Annotated in this window: 22 protein-coding genes; 11 read left to right on the top strand and 11 right to left on the bottom strand. The window is 27.7% G+C overall.

The window, feature by feature from the left end:
* The first annotated feature begins 35 nt into the window (after nucleotides 1-35).
* The 7 genes from ACRYA_RS07575 to ACRYA_RS07545 all read left to right on the top strand — a co-directional run bounded on the left by ACRYA_RS07575 (nucleotide 36) and on the right by ACRYA_RS07545 (nucleotide 7648).
* Nucleotides 36-782 (top strand): DUF996 domain-containing protein, encoded by a 747-nt coding sequence (locus tag ACRYA_RS07575; protein WP_105916489.1) that lies wholly within the window; start codon nucleotides 36-38, stop codon nucleotides 780-782.
* 308 nt (nucleotides 783-1090) lie between these two features.
* A complete protein-coding gene (locus tag ACRYA_RS07570; RefSeq protein ID WP_105916488.1) occupies nucleotides 1091-2641 on the top strand; it encodes a 2-isopropylmalate synthase in 1551 nt (516 codons plus the stop codon).
* Between the two features lie 32 nt (nucleotides 2642-2673).
* Complete coding sequence (locus ACRYA_RS07565; RefSeq protein ID WP_105916487.1) at nucleotides 2674-3000, top strand: thioredoxin family protein; 327 nt, start codon at nucleotides 2674-2676, stop codon at nucleotides 2998-3000.
* 2 nt (nucleotides 3001-3002) lie between these two features.
* Entirely contained in the window at nucleotides 3003-3422 is a 420-nt protein-coding gene (locus ACRYA_RS07560; RefSeq protein ID WP_105916486.1) for a heme-binding domain-containing protein, read from the top strand.
* On the top strand, nucleotides 3422-6376 hold the full coding sequence (locus ACRYA_RS07555; RefSeq protein WP_105916485.1) for a MutS-related protein: 2955 nt from the start codon (nucleotides 3422-3424) through the stop codon (nucleotides 6374-6376). The genes ACRYA_RS07560 and ACRYA_RS07555 overlap by 1 nt, the downstream gene beginning before the upstream one ends.
* A 67-nt stretch (nucleotides 6377-6443) precedes the next feature.
* Nucleotides 6444-7043, top strand: coding sequence for a MarC family protein (locus ACRYA_RS07550; RefSeq protein WP_105916484.1), 600 nt, complete (start codon nucleotides 6444-6446; stop codon nucleotides 7041-7043).
* On the top strand, nucleotides 7043-7648 hold the full coding sequence (locus ACRYA_RS07545; RefSeq protein ID WP_105916483.1) for a transglutaminase-like domain-containing protein: 606 nt from the start codon (nucleotides 7043-7045) through the stop codon (nucleotides 7646-7648). The genes ACRYA_RS07550 and ACRYA_RS07545 overlap by 1 nt, the downstream gene beginning before the upstream one ends.
* 43 nt (nucleotides 7649-7691) lie before the next feature.
* Here ACRYA_RS07545 and ACRYA_RS07540 read toward each other — a convergent pair whose 3' ends face one another.
* The 7 genes from ACRYA_RS07540 to ACRYA_RS07510 all read right to left on the bottom strand — a co-directional run bounded on the left by ACRYA_RS07540 (nucleotide 7692) and on the right by ACRYA_RS07510 (nucleotide 15503).
* On the bottom strand, nucleotides 7692-9548 hold the full coding sequence (locus ACRYA_RS07540; protein ID WP_105916482.1) for a GGDEF domain-containing protein: 1857 nt from the start codon (nucleotides 9546-9548) through the stop codon (nucleotides 7692-7694).
* 28 nt (nucleotides 9549-9576) lie between these two features.
* Nucleotides 9577-10284: a 1-(5-phosphoribosyl)-5-[(5-phosphoribosylamino)methylideneamino]imidazole-4-carboxamide isomerase gene (gene hisA, locus ACRYA_RS07535; protein WP_105916481.1), complete on the bottom strand. Its 708-nt coding sequence runs from the start codon at nucleotides 10282-10284 to the stop codon at nucleotides 9577-9579.
* A gap of 23 nt (nucleotides 10285-10307) precedes the next feature.
* Nucleotides 10308-10913 carry an imidazole glycerol phosphate synthase subunit HisH gene (hisH, locus tag ACRYA_RS07530; RefSeq protein ID WP_105916480.1) on the bottom strand — a complete coding sequence of 202 codons (606 nt, stop codon included), beginning with the start codon at nucleotides 10911-10913 and terminating at the stop codon, nucleotides 10308-10310.
* A gap of 47 nt (nucleotides 10914-10960) precedes the next feature.
* Nucleotides 10961-11533, bottom strand: a complete 573-nt coding sequence (locus ACRYA_RS07525) for a ComF family protein (protein WP_105916479.1) — start codon at nucleotides 11531-11533, stop codon at nucleotides 10961-10963.
* An 11-nt stretch (nucleotides 11534-11544) separates the two neighbouring features.
* Nucleotides 11545-13332 (bottom strand): translation elongation factor 4, encoded by a 1788-nt coding sequence (gene lepA / locus ACRYA_RS07520; RefSeq protein ID WP_105916478.1) that lies wholly within the window; start codon nucleotides 13330-13332, stop codon nucleotides 11545-11547.
* Nucleotides 13333-13478: 146 nt separating this feature from the next.
* Nucleotides 13479-14498, bottom strand: a complete 1020-nt coding sequence (locus ACRYA_RS10930; RefSeq protein WP_105916477.1) for an OmpA family protein — start codon at nucleotides 14496-14498, stop codon at nucleotides 13479-13481.
* A 72-nt stretch (nucleotides 14499-14570) separates the two neighbouring features.
* On the bottom strand, nucleotides 14571-15503 hold the full coding sequence (locus ACRYA_RS07510; RefSeq protein WP_105916476.1) for a ribose-phosphate pyrophosphokinase: 933 nt from the start codon (nucleotides 15501-15503) through the stop codon (nucleotides 14571-14573).
* Nucleotides 15504-15680: 177 nt separating this feature from the next.
* On the opposite strand from ACRYA_RS07510, the gene ACRYA_RS07505 reads away from it, so the two are divergent.
* A complete protein-coding gene (locus ACRYA_RS07505; protein ID WP_105916475.1) occupies nucleotides 15681-16883 on the top strand; it encodes an Opr family porin in 1203 nt (400 codons plus the stop codon).
* A gap of 32 nt (nucleotides 16884-16915) precedes the next feature.
* On the opposite strand, the gene mnmA (ACRYA_RS07500) is transcribed toward ACRYA_RS07505, so the two are convergent.
* The 4 genes from mnmA (ACRYA_RS07500) to ACRYA_RS07485 form a co-directional block, all read right to left on the bottom strand.
* Nucleotides 16916-17953, bottom strand: a complete 1038-nt coding sequence (gene mnmA / locus ACRYA_RS07500; protein ID WP_105916474.1) for a tRNA 2-thiouridine(34) synthase MnmA — start codon at nucleotides 17951-17953, stop codon at nucleotides 16916-16918.
* Between the two features lie 11 nt (nucleotides 17954-17964).
* Nucleotides 17965-19068, bottom strand: a complete 1104-nt coding sequence (gene mnmA, locus ACRYA_RS07495) for a tRNA 2-thiouridine(34) synthase MnmA (RefSeq protein WP_105916473.1) — start codon at nucleotides 19066-19068, stop codon at nucleotides 17965-17967.
* The gene (gene folK / locus ACRYA_RS07490; RefSeq protein WP_105916472.1) at nucleotides 19055-19567 is read right to left on the bottom strand and encodes a 2-amino-4-hydroxy-6-hydroxymethyldihydropteridine diphosphokinase; all 513 of its coding nucleotides are present in this window, start codon (nucleotides 19565-19567) and stop codon (nucleotides 19055-19057) included. The genes mnmA (ACRYA_RS07495) and folK overlap by 14 nt, the downstream gene beginning before the upstream one ends.
* A gap of 73 nt (nucleotides 19568-19640) precedes the next feature.
* Nucleotides 19641-20666 (bottom strand): M24 family metallopeptidase, encoded by a 1026-nt coding sequence (locus tag ACRYA_RS07485; protein WP_105916471.1) that lies wholly within the window; start codon nucleotides 20664-20666, stop codon nucleotides 19641-19643.
* Between the two features lie 77 nt (nucleotides 20667-20743).
* Between ACRYA_RS07485 and aroQ the strand changes: the two genes are divergently transcribed.
* Genes aroQ through sppA form a run of 3 tightly spaced genes read left to right on the top strand, consistent with a single transcriptional unit; the run spans nucleotide 20744 to nucleotide 23348 of the window.
* Nucleotides 20744-21241 (top strand): type II 3-dehydroquinate dehydratase, encoded by a 498-nt coding sequence (gene aroQ / locus ACRYA_RS07480; protein ID WP_105916470.1) that lies wholly within the window; start codon nucleotides 20744-20746, stop codon nucleotides 21239-21241.
* A gap of 6 nt (nucleotides 21242-21247) precedes the next feature.
* On the top strand, nucleotides 21248-22471 hold the full coding sequence (mqnF, locus tag ACRYA_RS07475) for an aminofutalosine deaminase family hydrolase (RefSeq protein ID WP_105916469.1): 1224 nt from the start codon (nucleotides 21248-21250) through the stop codon (nucleotides 22469-22471).
* Nucleotides 22464-23348 (top strand): signal peptide peptidase SppA, encoded by an 885-nt coding sequence (gene sppA / locus ACRYA_RS07470; RefSeq protein ID WP_105916468.1) that lies wholly within the window; start codon nucleotides 22464-22466, stop codon nucleotides 23346-23348. Before mqnF ends, sppA begins: the two co-directional genes overlap by 8 nt.
* Nucleotides 23349-23370: the final 22 nt, after the last annotated feature.

The following is a 23370-nucleotide window of genomic DNA, read 5'->3' as shown; positions in this document are numbered from 1 at the left end:
AGTAAACATTAAAAAATTACATAATGGGGCATAAGATGAAAGGCAAGATTTTAGATTATAATATTCAAGAAAGTTCAGGAATAATATCTGCTGATGATGGACAAAGATATAGTTTTTCAAACAGTCAGTGGAAAGCAAGTGAAAGTCCAAAAATAAATCAAACTGTTGATTTTGAAATAGATGGACAAAGTGCAAAAGCAATTTATTTGTTAAAAAGTCAAGTTTCAGATTTTGCAAGTTCTTTAAATATAGATGGAAGTGAAGCTAGAAAAGGTGCAGTTTTTGCTGCTATTGGTTCTGGATTAACTTTTTTGAGTATTATTCCTTTTCTTGGAATTTTATTTTTAATAGTTGGTATTGTTTTAGAATTTATAGGTGTTAAAAAACTATCTGATAATGCACCAAAACAAAGAGATATTTTTATAAATTTTATTTGGGGTTATGGTGCTATTATTGTTGGTACTGTTATTATGACTATGATTCTTGGTGCTAGTATGCTAGGTAGTGCTATGAGTATGCATAGTGGAGATGGTCCTAGTATTGGAATGGGTGGTATGTTTTTTGGAATTTTTATTTACTTAGGATTTGCTATTTATGGTGTTATAAAAATGTATAAAGCTATCAACTCTATTGGAATTGAATACAACGTACCTTTGATGAAACTAGTTGCAAAAGGTTATGTAATTGGAATTGTGCTTGTTCCTTTGTTCGGAATTGGTTATCTTGTATTATTTATTACATTTATTTTAAAAATCTTTGCTTATTTAAAAATAGAGAAGTAAAAAATAACTATTAAATCAGGATTTACTCCTGGTTAATAAAATGAATAATAAATTTTTAAATAATAAAAATTATCCTTGACAAATAAACTAAATTAAATTATACTTCTAGCCTAATTAAAAAAGGAGAGTAAAAATGAAAATATTTAGTATTTCAAAAAGCAATTTTCTAAAAAGTGTAAACTCTCTGCTCCTTCTTAAATATTCACTCTAAATTATAAATTTTATAGTTTAAGTTTCCAAAAAAATCTGTTTTTCTTTTTTTATTTAAAAAAAGATATAATCAAATGTTAAATTAAAAGGTAAATATTATGGATAAAAATAAAATTATTGTATTTGATACTACTTTAAGAGATGGAGAACAAAGCCCAGGTTGTTCTATGAATACAGAAGAGAAATTAAGAGTTGCTTTGCAGTTAGAAAAATTAGGAGTTGATGTTATTGAAGCTGGATTTGCAGCTGCTAGCCCTGGAGATTTTGATGCAGTTAGTCAAATAGCCAAAACTATAAAAAATGCTAGCATTTGTTCATTAAGCCGTGCTATCGAAAATGATATAAAACAAGCAGGACTTGCGGTTTCTCATGCTTTAAAACATAGAATTCATACATTTATAGCTACAAGTCCTATTCATATGAAATATAAATTAAAAATGTCTCCAGATGAAGTTATAAAAAGAGCAATTCATGCAGTTCAATATGCTAGAACTTTTGTAGATGATGTTGAGTTTTCTTTAGAAGATGCAGGAAGAAGTGAAATACCTTTTATGAAAGAAGTTATGGATGCAGTTATAAGTGCAGGTGCTAGAACAATTAATTTACCAGATACTGTTGGATATAGATTACCTACAGAGTTGGGTGCCATGGTTAAAGAGTTAAGTGAATTTGCAGGAGATAGAGCAATTATCTCTGTTCATAATCACAACGATTTAGGACTTGCAACTGCAAATACATTAGCTGCCGTAGTAAATGGAGCTAGACAAATTGAAGTTACAATAAATGGTTTAGGTGAACGTGCTGGAAACTCTGCTTTAGAAGAGGCTGTTATGGCTATAAAAGTGCGAAAAGATGTATTTGGAGATTTATATACAAATATAAATACACCTGAAATTTATGCAACTTCAAGATTAGTTGCTACAATTACAGGTGTTGAGCCACAACAAAATAAAGCAATAGTTGGAAAAAATGCTTTTGCACATGAAAGTGGAATTCACCAAGATGGTGTTTTAAAACATCAAGAGACTTATGAAATTATGAGACCTGAGGATGTTGGAGTTATAAAAGATAGTACATTGATTTTAGGAAAACACTCAGGTCGTGCTGCATTTAAAGATAAGATTACACAATTAGGTTTTGATAGTGTTAGTGATGATGAGTTAAATGCCGCATTTGAAAGATTTAAAACTTTAGCTGATAAGAAAAAAGATATAACAGATGATGATGTTAGAATGTTAATCACTGATGAGGCTTTAAACCATGATAGAATATATGAGTTAGTTGGATTACAAATAAGTGATTGTTCAAATGGTATGCCAATGGCTGCTGTATCTATAAAATATAAAGAAGAGATTATAAAAGATGCAGGTTTGGGTGATGGAACTATGGATGCTATTTTTAAAACAATAGATAGAATCACAGGTTATTCTGGTGAATTAAAAGATTATAAAGTTATTTCTGTAAGCGAAGGAAAAGATTCTCTAGCAAAAGTAACAACTAGAGTTTGCTTTGAAAACAGTACATCTTTTGTTGGTCATGGTTTGAGTATTGATACAATGCAAGCAACAGCAAATGCATATTTGGGTGCTTTAAATTCATATTTATCTCAAAAAAATAGACTTACTAAAAATTGTGGTCATCAGGTATAAAGAGATAGGATTACTCCTATGTCTTTAAATTTATGATAGAAATAAATAATAAAGAAAAAATTTTAGAAATTTTAGAAAAATCAAATTGTGTGTTACTCTATTTTGGAGCTACAAATTGTAGTGTTTGTGAAGTTTTAAGACCAAAAATACAGATGAATAGTTCTGTTAATTTTTCTAAAATGAAGCAATATTATATTAATAGTAATCAAAATTTAGATATTACTTCTTTCTTCAATATTTTTTCAAGTCCAACTATTTTGGTTTTTTTTGAAGGCAAAGAGTTTAAAAGATATGGTAGAAATATTAGTTTAGATATTTTTAATATTGAAATAAAAAGATTATATGAGATGGTATTTTAAAAATGAATAGAGCTTTGATAATTTGTTTTGTAGTTTTTATATTGATGCAGTTTATAAGACCACAAAAAGTTAAATATAATGATGATAAAACATATGAAATAGTTTTACCTGAAGATATAAAAGAGATATTTGTACGAGCTTGTTATGATTGTCATTCAAATAAGATTAACTATCCTTGGTACTCAAATGTTGCACCTTTTTCTTGGGTTGTTGCAAATCATACAAATGAAGGTGTAAATGCTTTAAATTTTTCAAATTGGGAAAAATATACAAAAACACAAAAAGATGAAAAATTAAAAGCAATTTATAGAACAGCTCACTCATCAATGCCACTTCCTGCTTATACATGGGCTCACATTGAAGCAGAACTTTCAAAAGAAGAGAGAGAAAAAATTAGAGATTGGACAGGAGTGCGAAAATAGTGCGAGAAGAAGTAACTGCTCTTTTACAAAATAGAAATGAACTTCTAACTATTACATATTTTAAGATTCAAGAGTTATTTGATAAAAAGTATGGAGAAAATGCTTTAGTTCTTATGGAAATTGGAACTTTTTTTGAAGTTTATGAAGTAAACAATGAAAAAGAGAAAATAGGAAAAGCAAAAGAGATAGCAGAACTTTTAAATATTCAATTAACAAGAAAAAATAAATCAATACTTGAAAACTCAAAAGAGAATCCAATTATGGCTGGAGTTCCAGCAATTTCATTTGAAAAACATCTAGCACGAATTATTGCGGAGCAAAAATATACAATAGCAATAATAAGACAAAAAGGAACTCCGCCAAATGTGAGTAGATATTTGGATGTTGTTGTAAGTCCTGGTACAAACTTTGATTTTGTAGTAGAACAAGATGATAATTTTATAACTTCAATTGTAATTGATCAAATAAGAGGAAATTATTTAATAGGATATAGTGCTATTGATGTAACAACAGCAAAGTGTTATTACAACGAAGTTTTTGGAACTCACGAAGATAAGTTTTTTGCACTTGACGAAGTCTTTAATTATATGAATATGCACAAAACTAGTGAAATAATAGTTACCCTTATAGATAAAAATATTAATCAAAAAGAGATAATAGACTATTTAGAGTTGAACTTAAAAAGTTTTCATTTAAGAAATTTTAGACCAAAAATTACATATCAAAATGAACTTTTTAAAAATGTTTTTAGTATTGAGTCACTTTTAACTCCAATAGAGCATTTAGATATGGAAAGATGTCCACTTTCTAGTGAAGCATTGGCAGTTTTAATAGACTTTGTAATAGCTCATGATAGCTCAATTATTCAAAAACTCTCAAACCCTATAAAATTAGATGTGAGTAGATACATATATATTGGAAATAATGCTTTAGAGCAGTTAAATATTATAGATACTACTCATAATTTAAGTCTAATAAGATTAATAAATAACACTTCAACTGCTATGGGGAAAAGACTTTTAAAAGAGAGAATTACAAATCCAATAAAAGATTCAAAAGAGCTTTTACGCAGATACAATCTCTCTAAAGAGCTATATGATTTTCACTCTCCTATGGAGAATGAACTAGCCAGTATTTACGATATAGAAAGGCTTACAAGAAGAATAAAGTTATCAAGACTACACCCTTTTGAGTTGAACTATTTGTATGACTCTTTAGTAAGCATAAAAGAGATTGTTAAATTTATGGAGAGTTATAAATTTATAACTCCTCCTTGTAGTAGTGATGAGATAAACTCTTTTTTGACATCTATTAATTCGACTTTTGATTTAAGTATAAGTGGAAGATTTATGCTTAAAGATGTAGATGAAAACATGATAACAAGTGGAGTAAATTTTCAAATTGATGATTTAAATAGACAAAATAAACTACTTTTAGATAAATTGGAAATTTTGAAAAATCATATTTTATCTTTTTTTAAATCAGATGAAAAAAGCTTTGTTACTGTAAATAGACTGGATAAAGAGGGATTTTATATCTCAATAACAAAAAATAGATATAACCTTATAAAAGAGGAACTTTTAAAGTCACATCTAATAATTGATGATAAACTTCTACTTTTTAAAGATTTTTCTATAAAAACTCAAACAAATAGTGTAAAAATATCTTGTTCTTTAACTGATGATATTTCAGATAAATATGTTCATAATCTTAAAAAAATAGTTGAGATAAATAAACTTGTATTTAAAGAAAAACTTCTTGAATTTGAGAAAAATTTTTCAACACTTTTAAGTGAATTAGTAATGTTTATAGCTGAAGTTGATTTAACTGTTTCAAATATAAAAACTAGTAAAAAATATAACTACACTTGCCCAAAAATTGTAAAAACAAAAGATGATGAGAATTTTTTAGAACTCATAGATTTACGACACCCAATAATTGAAGCAAATGAGGATAGAGGAGTTTATGTTACAAATGACATTGTTCTAGGAGAACTAAGCTTAGTTAGTAAAGAGTATGAAGAAAATATTATAGTAAAAAACTCAAATCCTACAAATCTTGAAAGTAATAAAATGCATGGAGTATTACTTTTTGGAATAAATAGTTCTGGAAAATCATCTTTAATGAAAGCGATTGGAATAAGTGTAATTTTGGCACAAGCAGGTTTTTTTGTTCCTTGTAAATCTATGAGATTTTCAATATTTGATTCTATTTTTACAAGAATTAGTGGAGCTGATAATATTGCAAAAGGATTATCAAGTTTCGCAGTTGAAATGATGGATTTAAAAAATATCTTCAATCGAGCTAGTAAAAAATCTCTTATTTTAGGAGATGAAATATCTCATAGTACTGAAACTTTAAGTGGCCTTAGTATTGTTGCAAGTGCTATTTTGAAACTTGCACGTCTTGAGGCTATTTTTGTTTTTGCTACGCATTTACATCAACTACCACAGATTGATGAGATTGAGAAATTAAAAAACATTATTTGTCTTCATTTATCTGTTATGTATTGTAATGATGAAGATAAATTAATCTTTGATAGAAAATTAGCTTTTGGGAGTGGTTCATCTATATATGGTTTGGAATTTGCAAAATCTCTTCATATTGATAAAGAGTTTTTAAATATTGCAAATGATATTAGAAAAAGATTAGCAGATGATTATACAAAAGTTGAGAGAATTTCACAAAAAAATAGTTCAAAATATAATACAAATTTGTACACAAGTACTTGTATAATATGCGGTCGTGCTTGTGATGAAGTTCATCATATACAAGAGCAGAAAAAAGCAAACAAAGATGGATTTATAGGACACATAAATGCAAATCATAAATATAATCTAATCCCACTTTGTAAACTTCATCATAAAATGGTACATGATGGTAAAATAAATATAAATGGCTTTGTTGCAACTTCAAAAGGATTAGAACTTCACTACACTATGATTGAAGAGTAAAATTTAAACTCTATTTTAATCTAGAAAAGCTAGAATAAGCCAAAATTAGCTTACTTTAGGAAAAATTATGGATTTTTTTATTTCAACTTTTATTAAAATATTTTTTATTATGACACCATTTTTTGTACTTACAGTTTTTTTGACTATCACAAATGATGCTACAATTATTGAAAAAAGAAAGTTAGCAATAAAAGTTACACTATCAGTTGTTGTTATCTCTTTAGTTTTGTTATTTTTTGGACAATATATTTTTAAAGTTTTTGGTATTACACTTGATGCTTTTAAAATAGGTGCTGGAGCACTTTTATTTTTAACAGCTGTTGGGTTAATTTATGGAAATAAAGATGGTCAAAAACCAACAGATAAAAATTTATCTGATTTAGCAGTTGTTCCTTTGGCTTTGCCTATTACTATTGGACCTGGAACTATTGGAGTTTTGTTGGTAATGGGAGTTGAATTTAATAGTTTTTCAAAATTAATTATTGGAAGTTTAGCACTTCTTTGTGCAATTCTTTTAATAGGTTCTATGCTTTATCTATCTAGCCTAATAGAAAGATTTATTGGAAAAAATGGGCTTTTGATTTTATCAAAAATTACAGGACTTTTTTTAGCTGCATTATCTGCTCAACTAATATTTGATGGAATAAAAAGTTTCTTAGGTTTATAGTGTTTATAAAAAGCAAAAGTTTAAGAAATTTATCTTTTTTAATATCTATAATATTTTTAATAAATCTTTTTTATATGATTTATAGCTCTTTTTTTATAGTTAAAAACCAGTTTACAGATATTGGAAAATCAACTTATGTAAATCAAGTAAGAATTGATGAATATACAAAAAAGTTAGCAGATTTTTTAACAAAAAATTGTAAAAAAGATCCTAAGTGTGAAGTTCAAAATATGTTAGATTTTGTTACACAAATTCCATATAAGATAAATGAAAGTATTGCTAAAAGTCCAAAAAAAGTAGTTGAACAAAACTTTGGTGATTGTGATGATAAATCAAATTTACTTATTTCACTTTTGAAAGTTAAAGATTATGAAGCATATTTTGTACTAGTTCCCAATCATATTTTTGTGATAATAAATTTTGAAGAAATAAATTTAAATAAAAAAGCACTATATGTGAATAATAAAAGATACTATATTTTGGAAACAACTGCAACAAATTCACAAATAGCTTTTCCTTTAAAGTATAAAATCGAAGAGATTGAAGCCGTTATAGATCCATTTAAAAATAAAAAATTGGTTATAGAGAAACTAGAGTATAAATAATTTTTTATACTCTAGTTTAGATTATTTCTATGAATTAAGAAATTTAGTAGTCAATTTTATCACCATTTTTCAAAATGTCTTTTGAAAATTTAACAACCTTGTTTCTCCCTGTTGATTTTGCTTCATATAAAGATATATCAGCATATTTAATACATTTCCAGAACTGGTCTGTATCTGTCGGGAAGAAAGAGTAACCAATACTTACAGTTTTTGAAAAGCTATCTCCTCCATAGTTAAATATGATTTTTGAGAAATCAGAATTTATTTTGTTTGCTAACTCTTTTGCACTCTCTTGAGTTGCATTTTTCATTAAAATTAAAAACTCTTCACCACCATATCTAATTAAAGTCTCATTTGAAGAGATTGATTTTTTCATAGTAATAGCAAGTTTTCTTAAAATATCATCTCCAACATCATGACCATAGCTATCATTTACCATTTTAAAGTAATCAATATCTAAAAACATAATTGCATAAACAACACCATTTTTCATGTCAAGTGATAGTTGTTTTTCTACAATCTCATCTAGATATTTTCTATTGTATAACCCTGTTAGAGAATCTGTAAGATTTTTTTGTCTTAACGCTTCCATTAAAATCTTACTTTCTAAAATTGGTTTCGTCTCTTCAAGATATTTTTTAATAATTCCAATTTTATATTTTAAATTATTTAGTTCATCTTGGGATTTTGAAATAATATGAATTACAATATTTTTTTGTTCATTTACATAAAATGGAATACAAATATAGTTTTCATCGACTTTACATTTTGCAACTCTACAAATTTCTGGGAAGTTTTCAGAAGCTACAATACTATTTATTCTTTCCGCTCTACAAACTTCTTTAATATTTTGTTTTAAATCACAACAAGCTATAGCACCATCTGTTGCAAAGATAGTTTTTCTTTCATCTTTTACCAAATCAGTCTCAAAAATTACAAAACAATCTATTTCTAATTTATCTTTTAAAACTAGAATTAACCTATGATAAATATCATCAATAGTTAAATCATTTTCAATAGTTTTCTTATAGTGATAAATTTCACTAATATCTTCAATAATCTCTTTTGCAGTAATTAATTTATCATGATTTACATTTGATACACGATTATGAACAAAAGATGTTAAGTTTCTTTCAATTCCAGTTAGTACGGTTTCAAGTTTTTCTATTAGTTCATTTAACCAATTTGAAACTTCTTTATCTTCTTTTAGAACACCTGTATTTGCTCTAATTGAATAATCTCCTTCATGAACTCTTTTTAATACATAAGATAGTGAATCAAAAGAGTTTGTATATGGAGTTATTCTTTTTCTAATAAAAATTAAGAAAACTATTAAGAAAATAGATATAGTTCCAATAATATAAAGTAAAACCATAACATTTGAACCTCTATCTTCACTTATATCAAAGCTTAAAGATATAGCTCCTAAAACTTGTCCTTCTTTTGCATTGTGACAATTAAGACAGTTTGGTTTATCTAAAGATGATGCTACATATGGAATTGTAATTCTAAGATTTGCAGTGTATAAAGACTCTTCTATTACTATTTTTTCAACTCCACTTCTTAGAACTTCTAAATCAATGTCATCTTTTGGATTTTCATTTGCTAAGTTAGAATTTCCAAACTGTTCACTAACACTTTTTGCCCTAACAAGCCATAAAGATTGTACATTTTTTAGTTGACTCATACTGTCTAAAAATACATCTCTTTGTGACATGTTTCCATTTACCATATGAGATGTAAGAGAATTTTTAACTATATCAGCTGTTAAATATGCTTTCTTTTTAACACCATCATATCCTATTTGTCTAGAACCAATTGCAACTAAAACAACAATAATTGAAGTTAAAAGTACAACCATCGAAAAAATAATAAGTGTTATTTTTGTATTCGACTTCATTTTTTTCCTTTTGTAATATTTTATTAAATTATAAGATTTTAAAAGCTTCTTCTAAATCTAAAGTACCTTCATAAAAAGCCTTACCAACAATAACTCCACCAATATTTCCATTTTCTTTGCATTTTTTAATATCTTCAATATCTTTTACACCACCACTTGCAATTGTATAAACTTTACTTGCTAATGCAATATCTTCAGTAAATTCAACATTTACACCACAAAGCATTCCATCTTTGCTTATATCTGTACAAATAATAGCTTCAACTCCTGCATTTGCAAACTCAAGTGCCAAAGTAGTTGCTTTAATAGTTGAAACTTCTGCCCAACCTTCAACTGCAACCATTCCATTCATCGCATCAATTCCAACAGCTATTGGATACTTTTTCGCCATATCTTTAACAAATTGAGGATTTTTTACAGCAATTGAACCAAGAATTAGTCTATCAACTCCAAGCTCTAAATACATTTGAATAGTTTTTTCATCTCTAATACCACCACCAAGCTCAATTTTTAAATTACAGTTTTTTCTAATTTTTTTAATCTGCTCTAAGTTTGCTGGTTTTCCTTCAAATGCTCCATTTAAATCAACAATATGAACCCACTTGCTTCCAAGCTCTTCAAATCTTTTTGCAACCATCCAAGGCTCATCAGAATAGATTTTTGCACTATTCATAAGCCCTTTGCTAAGTCTTACAGCTTTTCCATCTTTTAAATCAATCGCCGGTAATATATCCATTGCTTTTCCCTTTTAATATCTAGTTATAAATTTATAAAGTTTTCTAAAATTTTAAGTCCGTTGTTATGAGACTTTTCTGGATGTGGTTGAAATCCAAAAATATTATCTTTGTTTACAGCACTTGCAAACTCATATCCATAATTTGTTTTTCCAATAATATTTTTATCATCTGTAATAATATGATAAGAGTGTACAAAGTATAAATAAGGGTTTTGTAAATTTTTAAAAAGTGGATTGTCTATATTTTCTACTTTATTCCATCCCATATGTGGAATTTTCAAATCTTCACTCATTTTTGTTTTATCAAATTTTACGACTTTTCCATCAATTAGTCCTAACCCTTTTGTATGCCCAAACTCTTCTGAGCTTTCAAACAAAAGTTGCATTCCAAGGCAAATTCCAAGAAGTGGTTTTTTGCTATTTGCAAAATCTAAAATAGCATCTTTTAAGCCATCACTATTTAGGTGTTCCATAGCATCTTTATATGCTCCAACTCCTGGAAGAATAACTCTTGATAGATTTTTTATATCGCTTGCATTTTTGATAATTTTTACATCTTTTGTAAACTTTGAACAAGCATTATAAACACTTGCTAAGTTTCCCATTTTATAGTCAATAATTCCTAGCATTAAATATCCTTAATAAAGCTAGGATTATATCTTTTTTGAATTTTATATTAGTTTAAAAATGAACATAAAGTAATAGCAAATAACACATTTACTTTATATTTTTTTAAAGTCTTTCTAGCTTCTAGAATTGTTGAGCCAGTTGTAAGAACATCATCAACTAAAATAACATCACAATTTTTTTTGCCACTATAGATAAATTTTCTTGGATTTTTTTGTCTAAACTCTAAGTTTTTTCCAGCATATTTAACAATATTGGTAGCTTTAAGAGTATTGAAAACTGGTCTTATAAAAGCACTTTTTAAATATTTTGCCAAAATCGCAGTTTGTGAAAAATCATGTCTTGTATGGTCGTCTATTGGTAAGGCTAAAATAGGGTGGGTAAATTCAAAATTTGAAGCAAATTTAGCAAAACTAAGTTTTCCTAAAATATTAAAAACTCTATCTCCATAAAAGTGATATTTACTTTGAATTAAATCTTCTAAATCTTTATAATCATAAAAAGAGTAGACAAAGAAATCTTTATCCAACTCTTTTTCATAAAAGTTCGGCTCAAGAAGTTGTTTTTGACAAGTTTTACAAATGATAGAAAAAGATAACTTATCACAACATGTACACTTCAAGATAAACCTTTTTAGATTTTTAAAACTGCCATAAAAGCCTCTTGAGGAACATTTACTTTTCCTATAGATTTCATTCTTTTTTTACCAGCTTTTTGTTTTTCAAGAAGTTTTCTTTTTCTTGTAATATCTCCACCATAACACTTTGCAGTTACATTTTTACCCATAGATTTTACAGTCTCTCTAGCAATAATTGTGCTTCCAACACTAGCTTGTATTGCAACTTCAAAAAGTTGTCTAGGAATTAGTTCTTTTAGAGCTTTTACAAACTCTCTTCCTCTTGAAACAGCCTTATCTTCAGGAACAATAATTGATAAAGCATCAACAATATCTCCAGCAACTTTTACATCAAGTTTTTTCAAAATCCCAGGTCTAAAGCCAACTGGTTCATAATCAAAAGAGGCATAACCTTTTGTAGTTGATTTTAATTTATCATAAAAATCCATAACAATTTCATTCATAGGTAAGTCGTACTCAAGAAGAACTCTTTTCCCTATATAATCCATTTTTAGCTGAATTCCTCTTTTATCATTTAAAAGTTTTATAACATTTCCTAAAAATTCATCAGGAACTAAAATTGTAGCTTTTACATAAGGTTCTAAAATTGACTCAATATAGTTTGGTTCAGGAAGTTCAGATGGATTTTGAATTAAAATTTTTTCTCCATCTTTTTTTAAAACTTCATAAATAACTGTTGGAGCAGTTGCTATTAAATCTAAATCAAACTCTCGCTCGAGTCTCTCTTTAATTACTTCCATATGAAGCATTCCTAAAAATCCAGTTCTAAACCCACTTCCAAGAGCGGCTGAGCTTTCAGGTTCAAAAGATATTGAAGAGTCATTTAATTTTAATTTATTTAAAGCCTCTCTTAAATCTTCAAACTTATCAGTCTCTATTGGATAAAGTCCAGCAAAAACAAATGGTTTAGCAGGTTCAAAACCGTCAATTATATCTTTTGTAGGATTTTTTGCATCAGTCATTGTATCACCAACAGCAATTCCATCTAAAGTTTTAAGTCCAAGCACAACAATACCAATCTCACCTGTTTTAATCTCTAAAGTATCTTCTCTTTTTAAAGGGTGCGGATACATCAAACTTAAAACTTGATGCTCAACTTTTGTATTCATCATTTTTAAAGTTTGACCTTTTTTGATACTTCCATCATAAACTCGAACAAGTGCCAAAGCTCCTAAGTAGTTATCAAACCATGAGTCATAAATAAGTGCTTTTGTAGGTGCACTATCATCTCCAATTGGAGATGGAACTCTTTTAATAATAGCTTCAATAAGCTCTTTTACTCCAAGTCCTGTTTTTGCACTTATTAAATTATGCTCTGTACAATCAACTCCAATAGCCTCTTCAACTTCAGCTAAAACTCTCATAGGGTCAGCACTTGGTAAATCTATTTTATTAACAACAGGAAGAAGTTCTAAATCATTATCCATCGCAATATATACATTTGCTATTGTTTGTGCTTCAACACCTTGAGTTGAATCAACAATAAGCAATGCCCCTTCAGATGATGCTAAAGAACGGCTAACTTCATAAGAGAAATCAACGTGACCTGGAGTGTCAATAAGATTTAAAATATATTTTTCTCCATTTAAAGTGTAGTTTAATCTTACACTTTGAGCCTTTATTGTAATTCCTCTTTCTTTTTCTATATCCATATTGTCCATAACTTGAGAAGTCATTTCACGATCACTTATTCCACCACATTCTTGAATAATTCTATCTGCAAGTGTTGATTTACCGTGGTCAATGTGAGCTATGATACTAAAGTTTCTAATATTTTTTTGCAATTTTTTTCCTATAAATTTAAAAGATAATTTGTAAAGTGGTAAGATTATATCTAAAAAGCGGTAAGTTTTTTGTTAAATAATTTTTAGAATAAAAAAAAGGGGCTAGAATTTCTAGCCCCTTTTAGAATTTAAGTAAAAAACTCAAATTATTTAACTATTACAGCATGAACTCTTCTGTTTTCTGCTTTACCTTCTGCAGTTTCGTTAGAAGCTATAGGTTTAGATTCTCCATAACCAACAGCTTTTAATCTTGATTTATCAACACCTAAATCTGTTAAAGCTTTAACAACTGACGCTGCTCTTCTTTCTGATAATTTTTGATTATATTTATCTGAACCAACAGAGTCTGTATGACCTTCTATATCAGCTTTTAATTTTTTATCTGTATTCATAGCTTTTGCAAAATCATGAATTCTTGTTCCATAAATATCTTTAATTTCAGATTTATCTGTATCAAAATTAACATTTAAATTAACTAGAGTCATACATCCAACAGTATCAACTTTTGCACCTTTAATTGTATCTGGACATTGATCTAATTCATCAATAATTCCATCTGCATCACTATCTTTAGGAGCAGCTTTTGCAGCTACAGGAGCAGCTACTGCTACAGGAGCAACTTTTGCAGCTTTTTCACCAAAAGGAATAGCTAAACCAAAGTTATATAATAAAGTACTGTCCCCATTTTGTGCAGATATTAAATGTCTTAAATCAAATTTTAAAGCCATTGCATCTGTTAATTGGTATTTTAAACCAACTCCATAGTTTCCAAATAGACCATCTTTTTGGTGTTTAGTTAATTCATTATCAAAAAACTCAACTCCAAGTCCTGCTAATGCATATAAAGATAAATCAGTAGTTAAACCATAATCTTTAACTAAGTTACCAAATACTCTAGTAATTGAAGTATCTTGATTTCTTACAGAATTTTTTCCATCAACATCTTGAACTGTTCTTAAAAAACCTAATTCAAATTGATCAATTAATGAATCTTCTGATTGATTAAAACCTAAAGCTAATCCAGCATTTGCATAATTTCTTTCTAAACTATGATTACCTTCACCTAGAGCTCCTCCTATTAATGGAGTAATCTCATATTTGTAGTCACTATTTGCAGCAAGTACTAAAGAAGCACAAGCTAATGAAGATAGTAATATTTTTTTCATTTATTTTCCTTAATTTAAAATTATCATGTAAGAATTATATCAATAATTTATTAATTTTTTATTAACTTTTGTTTAATTATTGAAAATAGAATTTACTGATTCGTTATTATGTATTCTTCTTATGGCTTCACCTATTATTGTTGAAGCTGTTAGCACAGTTATTTTTTTTGCATTTTTTTTCGTTGGAATTGTATCTGAGATAACTAATTCATCTAAAACACCATTTGCAACTCTATCATAAGCTGGACCACTTAAAACTCCATGAGTACAACATGCCATTACAGATGTTGCTCCTTTTTCTTTTAAAACTTCAGCAGCTTTTACCAAAGTTCCTGCTGTATCAACCATATCATCTACTAAAATAACGTCTTTGCCTTTTACATCACCAATTATATTCATAACTTGAGACTCATTTGCTTTTTCTCTTTTTTTATCAACAATTACTAAGTCATAACCTAGTTTATCAGCATATTGTCTAGCACGTGCTACTCCACCAATATCTGGACTTGCAATAATTGGATTTTTTAAATTTTTACTTTTAATATAGTTTACAAATAAAATTGAACCAAATAAATTATCAGCAGGAATATTAAAAAATCCTTGAATTTGAGCAGCATGTAAATCAATAGTTACAACTCTATGTATTCCAGCTTTTTCTAGTAAATCAGCAACTAGTTTTGCAGAAATAGGTACTCTAGGAGCTGCTTTTCTATCTTGTCTTGCATATCCATAATAAGGAATTACAGCATTTATTGATTTTGCACTTGATCTTTTAAGTGCATCTATCATTATTAAAAGTTCCATTAAATTATCATTTGTAGGAGCACAAGTTGGTTGAATAATATAAACATCTTGACCTCTTACACTTTGAGTTATTTGAACAGATATTTCACCATCACTAAATTTATTTAATTTAGCATCAGATACATTCATTCCTAAGTAGTCACCGACTTTTTTTGCAAATTCAGGATTTGCACTTCCACTAAAGAGTTTAAAAGTAGACATAAAAATTCCTCTAATTTTGATTTTTTTATTTAAAATAGTATCAAAAATCTACTTAATAAAAATTTGTTGATTATTAATAAAAAATTAATAAAATATTAATAAAAAAAAATGTACTATTCCAAAATCTAAAAATAATGATAACAAGTATCATTTGGATTATTAATTAAAGGAGTATTTATGAAAAAATTAAGTTTAGTTGTTTCAACTATTATGTTATCAAGTACAATGTTTGCTGCTTCAGCTTTTGATAAAGAGATGGATGCGCCTTTAAAAAAAGAAAATATAGAAAAATCAACAGATTCAAACTCTATTGATGAAGCTTTCAAAAATGGTAAAATTGAAGGAAGCGTAGGAGTATATGGATTAACTCAAGATAATAAAAATGAATCTATTAAAAGAGATTTTGCATTTGGAAATGGTAATTTAACTTTAGGATATAACACTGCTAATTTTTATGGTTTTAGTTTAGGAACTCAAGTTAAAGGAAATATAAAACTAGGTGAGAAACATAAAGATGATAGAAAAAATGAAGCACCTTTTGAAAACAATGCTTTAATAACTCAAGCATTTTTACAATACTCTTTAAATGAAATGCTATTAATTAAAGCTGGTAGATATGAAGGTGAATTAGAGTGGCTTACAGATTATCAACAAGGTGCTATTGCTCAAATTACAGCAATTCCTGATACTATTGTATCTTTAGCATTTTCAAATAGAAAAGCTGAATCAGGAATTGATACAAGTGAAGATTTTCATAAACCAAATGATTTAAATAAAGGTATTTATGTAGTTGATATTAAAAATGAGAGTTTAGAAGGATTTGAAATAAATCCTTACTATTATCAAATTCCAGATGCAGTAAAATTCTATGGTTTGAAAACTTCTTATAATTTAGAATATTTTGGAGCTATTGCACAATATGCAAAAAGTAGTTTAACTCATAAATATAAAGCTAATAATTCTTTAGAAAATGGTTATATAGCTCATTTTGAATTAAATGGTAATTTCCAAGATTTAACTTCAGCAGCTGGTTTAATAAAAACAAGTAAAAAAGGTGGAGCTGATATAATAACTTCTTATGGAGATAACATTTCACCATTTGAAGATGGAAATCAAGTATATACTTTAGATGCTAGAACAATTTATGGTTCTTTAGGTTATTCAATTTATGATTTTGATTTTGGGGCTTTGTATGGAATTACAAGATATGATAATAGTAGAAACTCTGGTTTAAAAGAAAAAGAGTTAAATCTAAGTGCTGGATATAACTTCACAAAAAGTTTAAATACGAATATTATGTATGTAAATGTAGATGCTGATCAAGCAAATGGCGACACGGACTATGATAAATATTTAGCTAGTGTTGAATATAAGTTCTAATAAAATAATTAAAAGTGGAACTCCACTTTTAATTATTTTGCACTTTTTATAAAAGCACTTCCAATAACTTTATTTCCATCATAAAATACAGCCAATTGCCCACTAGCAACTCCAAAAGCTGGCTCTTTTAATTTGATAATTACTTCATCATCAATAATCTCAATATCACAAGGAGTTGTATTACTTCTGTATCTTAGTTTTACAACACATGAGAATTTTTTATCATCAATATACATATTTAGCTGGTTACCAATAACCTTATTAATTTCTAAAGATCGTTTTTTACCAACAATAATTGTGTTATCTTTTGGATTTATTTTTGTAACAAAGTGAGGATCATGTGCACCTTTTACACTGAAGCCTTTTCTTTTTCCAATTGTGTAGTGAGCATAACCTTTATGTTTTCCAACAACATTTCCATTCTCATCTAAAACATCGCCTTCAACATCTATATTTGCATGTTTTTTAATAACATCTGTGTAAACAGTTTCAACAAAACAAATTTCTTGAGACTCATTTTTTTCAGTTATTTTTTTGTAAGCAACATCAAGATTAGCACCTAGGTTTATAATATCTTCTTTTTTGAAATTACTTAAAGGAAACATCATAAAAGGAAGAGCTTCTTTATTTATTTGTGATAGAAAATAGCTTTGATCTTTTGATTTATCACTAGCTTCGTAAAAAAACTTTCCATCAGTTTTTGCATAGTGACCAGTCGCTAAATAAGAAGCTTGGTGTTCTTTTGCAAAATCAAGCATAGCACCAAATTTTATATTTCTATTACACTTTACGCATGGGTTTGGAGTAGTTCCTTCTAAATAAGAGTTTACAAAGTAGTCATAAACCTCTTCACTAAATTTTTGCGATAAATCTAATATATGGTACTTTATGCCTAAAAATTTAGCGACACCATCAATATAACCTAAGTTTGATTCGTGGTAACCATCAGATCTATTATGAAGTTTTAAGTAAATTCCTTCAACTTCATATCCTTGTTGTTGAAGCAAATAAGCTGTAACTGAAGAATCAATTCCACCGCTCATACCAACCATTACTTTTTCTTTAATCATCTTTTGCCTTTTTATTTGTAGTAACTTATAAAGCCACCACCAAGACAATAATTACCAGAATATAAAACAAGACTTTGTCCTAGTGTTACAGCTCTTTGAGGATTTTCAAATTCAACCACTACTTTTTCATCACTAGCTTCAACAACCGTACAAGCTTGTTTTTGTTGTCTATATCTAACTTGTGCCATTAATTTATCTCCCATTTTGGGTATTTCTTCTAATACCCAATGCATATGGCTTGCTTCTACCTTTTTGCTCATTAGTAAAGGATGATTTGTATCTTGAACAATTGTTAATGTATTATTTACTACATCTTTAAGAGCTACATACCAAGGTTTGTGTGTATTGTTTTCATTTTCATTGTCCTTAATACCACCAAGACCAATACCTTTTCTTTGTCCCAATGTGTAACATACTAGACCTTTATGTTTTCCTAAAACTTTTCCATTTTCATCTAAAATATCTCCAGGAATAGCCTTTAAATGTTGTGTAATAAATTCATCAAATTTTTGATTACCAATAAAACAAATTCCTGTACTATCTTTTTTATCACTAACTGGTAAATTATGCTCTCTTGCTATTTCTCTAACCTCTTTTTTTGTTAAATCTCCAAGTGGAAACATAGCTTGTGATAATTGTTCACTTGATAATGCATGTAAAAAATAACTTTGGTCTTTTGTATTATCTTTTGGAGTATCTAGTACAAAGTGATCTTTGTATTTTGTAATTTTTGCATAATGACCAGTTGCAATAATATCGGCACCCATACTTTTTGCTTCATTTAAAAATACATTGAATTTTATTTCTTTATTGCATAAAATATCTGGATTTGGTGTTAGACCTTGTTTTAAACCTTCTAAAAATACATCAAAAACTCTATCTTTGTACTCTTTAACGAAGTCTTTTCCTCTTACTTCAATTCCTATTAATGCACCAACTTTTTTTGCATCTTCAAATTCTATACGATTAGGACATTGACTTCCTTTGATTCCATACTCCCAGTTACGCATGAATAGTCCAATAACATCATAACCTTGTTGTTTTAACAATAAGGCAGTAACAGATGAATCAACTCCACCTGACATTCCTACAACTACTTTTTTATTTTTGCTCATTTTTTACCTTTAAAAAATTGTTTTTTATATATTTTAAAGGAATAATCACTGACTCTCTATTTGCCCAATTTTTGTGAGGGATAATAAGACTTTTTGTATTTATTTTCTTATTATCAAAAAATATTATATCAATATCCAAGGTTCTAGGCGCATCTTGAAAGGATCGCTTTCTTCCGAATTTTTTTTCATATCTTTGCATAGCTTGTAAAAACTCAACGGCACAAAGATCTGTTTTGAGCGTGATTATACCATTTAAAAAATCACTTTGTTGTAAAAAACCAAAAGGAGGGTTTTTTAAAAGTGGTGAACTCATAAGTAAAGTAAATCTTGCATCTTTTTTTAAACATAAGATTAATTTATCAAATATTTTTTTTGTATCTCCAATGTTCCCGCCAATTCCTATAGTTACAATATGTTTTTTATTTGAAGTAATATTGAAAATTTTTGGAAAATTTGATGTATAAAAAAGTGTTAAATTGTGTGATAATTTTTTTTTCAAATTTCTCTCTCGTTTTTTATAAAAAATCTAAACTTATTTAATAAGTTTTATATATTTTATTAATTTTTTGCATTTATAAAATCTCTGCTTTTGTATTTTGCATATAAATAGTATCTTCAATTCTTACACCAAACTCATTTGGAATATAAATTCCAGGTTCTACTGTAAATACCATATTATCTTCAATCATAAGTTCATTTTTACTATTTATATTTGGAAATTCATGAATATCAAGTCCAACTCCATGACCAGTACTGTGAACAAAATATTTTCCATATCCAGCTTGAGTAATAAAATCTCTAGCAATTTTATCAACATCTTTGGCCATCATTCCACTTTTTGCCTCTTTTATACATTTTTCTTGAGCTTTTAATACAATATCATATATTTTTTGATGTTTTTTGTTTTTGAACTTTTGCTCTCTTTTAAAACTGAAATTATTAAAATCAGCAACACTAGTGCAAGTTCTATCTGAACAATATCTTTTATATTTTATTCCAGCATCAACTAAAATTAAGTCATTTTTATTTAATTTTTTAGATGTAGCAAGTGCGTGAGGTTTAGCTGCATTCTCATTTATTGCAACAATTGGATTAAATGATATATCATATTTTGAACTTTGACTTATATACTTGTAAGCATTAAAATATAACTCTTTTTCGCTTCTTTTAAATCCATTATTTTTGATATATTTTGCAAACTCTTTAAATCCATCTTTTCCTAATAAAGAGGCTTTTTTTAGAAGTTTTATTTCCTCATCACTTTTTATTAATCTTTTTGTTTTAGAAAAGTTTGGCTTTTCAATAAAATTTATATCTAAATCTTTTATTAAATTTTTATAATCAAAAAATGTAAAATCATTTGGATCAAAAACTAAATTTTTTATACTATTTTTTTTCAAAATCTCTTTTGTACTATCAATTAAATTTGAACTTTCAATAATTTCACAATTTTTAGCATACTCTTTTGCTTCAATTGTATATCTTGCATCTGTAATAAAAAACTTTTCACTTCCTAAATTTAAAAATATAGCATTGTCGCAAGAAAAACTACACTCATAATATATTGAATTTTCATTTTTTAAAATAAAGTTATCCACTAAGATTGCCTTTTTTTGGGTTTTTTAACAAAAATTTGATTATAATCTTACCTAAATTTTATAAAAGGAATATAATAATGAAAATAGCAGTAATTCAAGGACCAAACTTAAATATGTTGGGAGTTAGAGAACAACATATTTATGGAGGAGTAACTTTGGATCAAATTCACGCTCAACTTCAAAATGCAGCTGATCAAAATGGAGTTGAAATTGAGTTTTTTCAATCAAATTTTGAGGGAGAAATAGTTGATAGAGTTCAAGAGTGTTTAGGAACAGTTGATGGAATTATGATAAATCCAGCTGCATACTCTCATACTTCAATTGCAATTAGAGATGCTTTAGCAGCTGTTAATATGCCAGTTGTTGAAGTTCACATTTCAAATATTTATAAAAGAGAAGAGTTTAGACAAAAATCTATTACAGCAGGGTCTAGTACAGGCGTAATTACTGGATTTGGTGGGTTTGGTTATCATATGGGACTTATTGCTTTAATTCAAATGTTAAATGAGTTAAAAGCTTTAAATGAGGCAAGAAATGCTCAAATACAAGCACAAACACAAGAAGAGAATAAATAAGCTTTTATGAAAATATTAACTGCTTCTTATGTTGTTACATTTGATGAAAATTTTACTATTTTAAAAGATGGCTGTATTGTTTTTGATGAAAAAATTATTGAAGTTGCAAGCTATGATATTATTATAAAAAAATATTCAAATATTGAAATTATAAATCTTGGTGAAAACTCTGTTTTAATGCCAGGACTTATAAACTCGCATATTCATCTTGAATTTAGTGCAAATAAAACAACTTTAAAATATGGTAGTTTTTACTCTTGGTTAAATTCTGTTATAAAACATAGAGAAAAACTTATTGAAAAAGCTAAAACATCTTTGATAAATCAAGAGTTAAAAAAACTTTTAAAAACAGGAACTACAACTATTGGTGCTATATCATCTTACTCTTTTGATTTGGAAGCTTGTTTAAAATCTCCAATTAATACAATCTTTTTTTGTGAAGTAATTGGTTCAAAAGCAGATATGATTGATACTTTATTTACTGATTTTAAAGCAAGATTAAAAGATGCTCAAAAACATAATAGTAAAAGATTTAAAGCAGGTATTGCGATACATTCGCCATACTCTGTTCATCCATTTTTAGTTCGTGAAGTTTTGAATATTGCAAAAGAGGAGAAGCTACCAGTTACTTCTCATTTTTTAGAATCAAAAGAGGAAAAAGATTGGCTAAATAAAGATGAGGGAAGTTTTTTGGATTTTTTTAAAAAATTTTTAAATCAAGAAAAAGCAACAACAAAACCTTTAGAATTTTTAAACCTTTTTAAGGGTGTAAAAAATCTATCTTTTACCCATTGTGTAGAAGCAAGTAGTGAAGATTTTAATAAGATAAAAGAGTTAAAAGCAACTATAAATCATTGTGTTAGTTCAAATAGATTTTTAAATAATAGTAGATTAAATCTTGAAAGTTTAAATAATACTCCTTTTAGTATAGGAACAGATGGCTTAAGTTCAAACAATTCTTTAAGTATGTTTGATGAGTTGAGAGTTGCACTTTATGCACACTATGAAAAAAATATAATAAAATTTTCAAAAACTTTGTTAAATGCTGCAACTGTAAATGGAGCAAAAGCTCTAGGAGTTAACAAGGGTAGTTTAATAAAAGACTTTGATGCTGATATTATAGGTTTTTGTTTACCTGATAAGATTGAAGAAATTGAAGATATATATATGCAGATAATTTTGCATACAAAATATGTAGATAAAATTGTAATAGGAGGAGAGTTTGTTTGATTTTTTAAAAAAACTATTTTTACCAGTTGTTTGGTTTTTAGATTTTATTACAAAATATTTTAAAACAATAGTTTTTTTAACTATTGTATATTTTATATTTTTTAGTGGAGCAGAAGATGAAACTATTGCAAAATATAATGCAAACCTACAAAAGATTGATTTAGTTGGACAGATAATTGATCCATCAAAGGTGCTAGAAGATATAGAAAGAGCATCAAATGATGCTAGCATAAAAGGTGTTTTGTTTGTAATAGATAGTCCAGGAGGAGCTGTTGCACCTTCTGTTGAGATAGCTTATGCTATAAAAGAGTTGAGTATGAAAAAGCCAGTTGTTGCATATGCAAGTGGAACAATTGCAAGTGGAAGTTACTATGCTTCTATTTGGGCAGATAAAATTATTGCAAATCCTGGAAGTATTGTTGGTTCAATTGGTGTTATTATGCAAGGGTTTGAAGCTAGTAAACTTTTAGAAAATCTTGGAATTAGTTCTCAAACAATAAAAGCTGGAAAATATAAAGAGTCAGGAACATTTACAAGAAAATGGACAAATGATGAAGAGCAAGAGCTTCAAGGTGTTATAAATAGTACATATAATATGTTTATAAGTGATGTTGCAGATGCTAGAAAACTAGATATAAAAAAACATACAAGTTTTGCAGATGCAAAAATTTTTACAGCACATCAAGCAAAAGATGTTGGACTTGTAGATGAAGTTGCAACACTTAATTTTGCAAAACATAGTTTAATAGAGTTATCAAAGGTTGAAAAACCTATTTGGAAAAAAGAGGATAAGTTTGAAAAATTTATGGATAAACTTATGAGTCAAGCTATTTCAAAAGTTCTTATTAATTTTTCTAGCAGTTTAAAAGCATATTAGAATTTTATTAAAAGGCGATATT

It is taken from the genome of Aliarcobacter cryaerophilus ATCC 43158, from assembly GCF_003660105.1.
Lineage (GTDB): Bacteria > Campylobacterota > Campylobacteria > Campylobacterales > Arcobacteraceae > Aliarcobacter > Aliarcobacter cryaerophilus.
Note: the sequence above shows the minus strand (reverse complement) of the source record. Positions and strands in the feature narration are given on the sequence as shown.

What these genes read in the sequence shown, in the direction of transcription:
- ACRYA_RS07575 (WP_105916489.1), top strand. Translation starts at nt 36, where the DNA reads ATGAAAGGCAAGATTTTAGATTATAATATTCAAGAAAGTTCAGGAATA.
- ACRYA_RS07570 (WP_105916488.1), top strand. Translation starts at nt 1,091, where the DNA reads ATGGATAAAAATAAAATTATTGTATTTGATACTACTTTAAGAGATGGA.
- ACRYA_RS07565 (WP_105916487.1), top strand. Translation starts at nt 2,674, where the DNA reads ATGATAGAAATAAATAATAAAGAAAAAATTTTAGAAATTTTAGAAAAA.
- ACRYA_RS07560 (WP_105916486.1), top strand. Translation starts at nt 3,003, where the DNA reads ATGAATAGAGCTTTGATAATTTGTTTTGTAGTTTTTATATTGATGCAG.
- ACRYA_RS07550 (WP_105916484.1), top strand. Translation starts at nt 6,444, where the DNA reads ATGGATTTTTTTATTTCAACTTTTATTAAAATATTTTTTATTATGACA.
- ACRYA_RS07540 (WP_105916482.1), bottom strand. Translation starts at nt 9,548, where the DNA reads ATGAAGTCGAATACAAAAATAACACTTATTATTTTTTCGATGGTTGTA.
- hisA (WP_105916481.1), bottom strand. Translation starts at nt 10,284, where the DNA reads ATGGATATATTACCGGCGATTGATTTAAAAGATGGAAAAGCTGTAAGA.
- hisH (WP_105916480.1), bottom strand. Translation starts at nt 10,913, where the DNA reads ATGCTAGGAATTATTGACTATAAAATGGGAAACTTAGCAAGTGTTTAT.
- ACRYA_RS10930 (WP_105916477.1), bottom strand. Translation starts at nt 14,498, where the DNA reads ATGAAAAAAATATTACTATCTTCATTAGCTTGTGCTTCTTTAGTACTT.
- ACRYA_RS07510 (WP_105916476.1), bottom strand. Translation starts at nt 15,503, where the DNA reads ATGTCTACTTTTAAACTCTTTAGTGGAAGTGCAAATCCTGAATTTGCA.
- ACRYA_RS07505 (WP_105916475.1), top strand. Translation starts at nt 15,681, where the DNA reads ATGAAAAAATTAAGTTTAGTTGTTTCAACTATTATGTTATCAAGTACA.
- mnmA (WP_105916474.1), bottom strand. Translation starts at nt 17,953, where the DNA reads ATGATTAAAGAAAAAGTAATGGTTGGTATGAGCGGTGGAATTGATTCT.
- mnmA (WP_105916473.1), bottom strand. Translation starts at nt 19,068, where the DNA reads ATGAGCAAAAATAAAAAAGTAGTTGTAGGAATGTCAGGTGGAGTTGAT.
- aroQ (WP_105916470.1), top strand. Translation starts at nt 20,744, where the DNA reads ATGAAAATAGCAGTAATTCAAGGACCAAACTTAAATATGTTGGGAGTT.
- mqnF (WP_105916469.1), top strand. Translation starts at nt 21,248, where the DNA reads ATGAAAATATTAACTGCTTCTTATGTTGTTACATTTGATGAAAATTTT.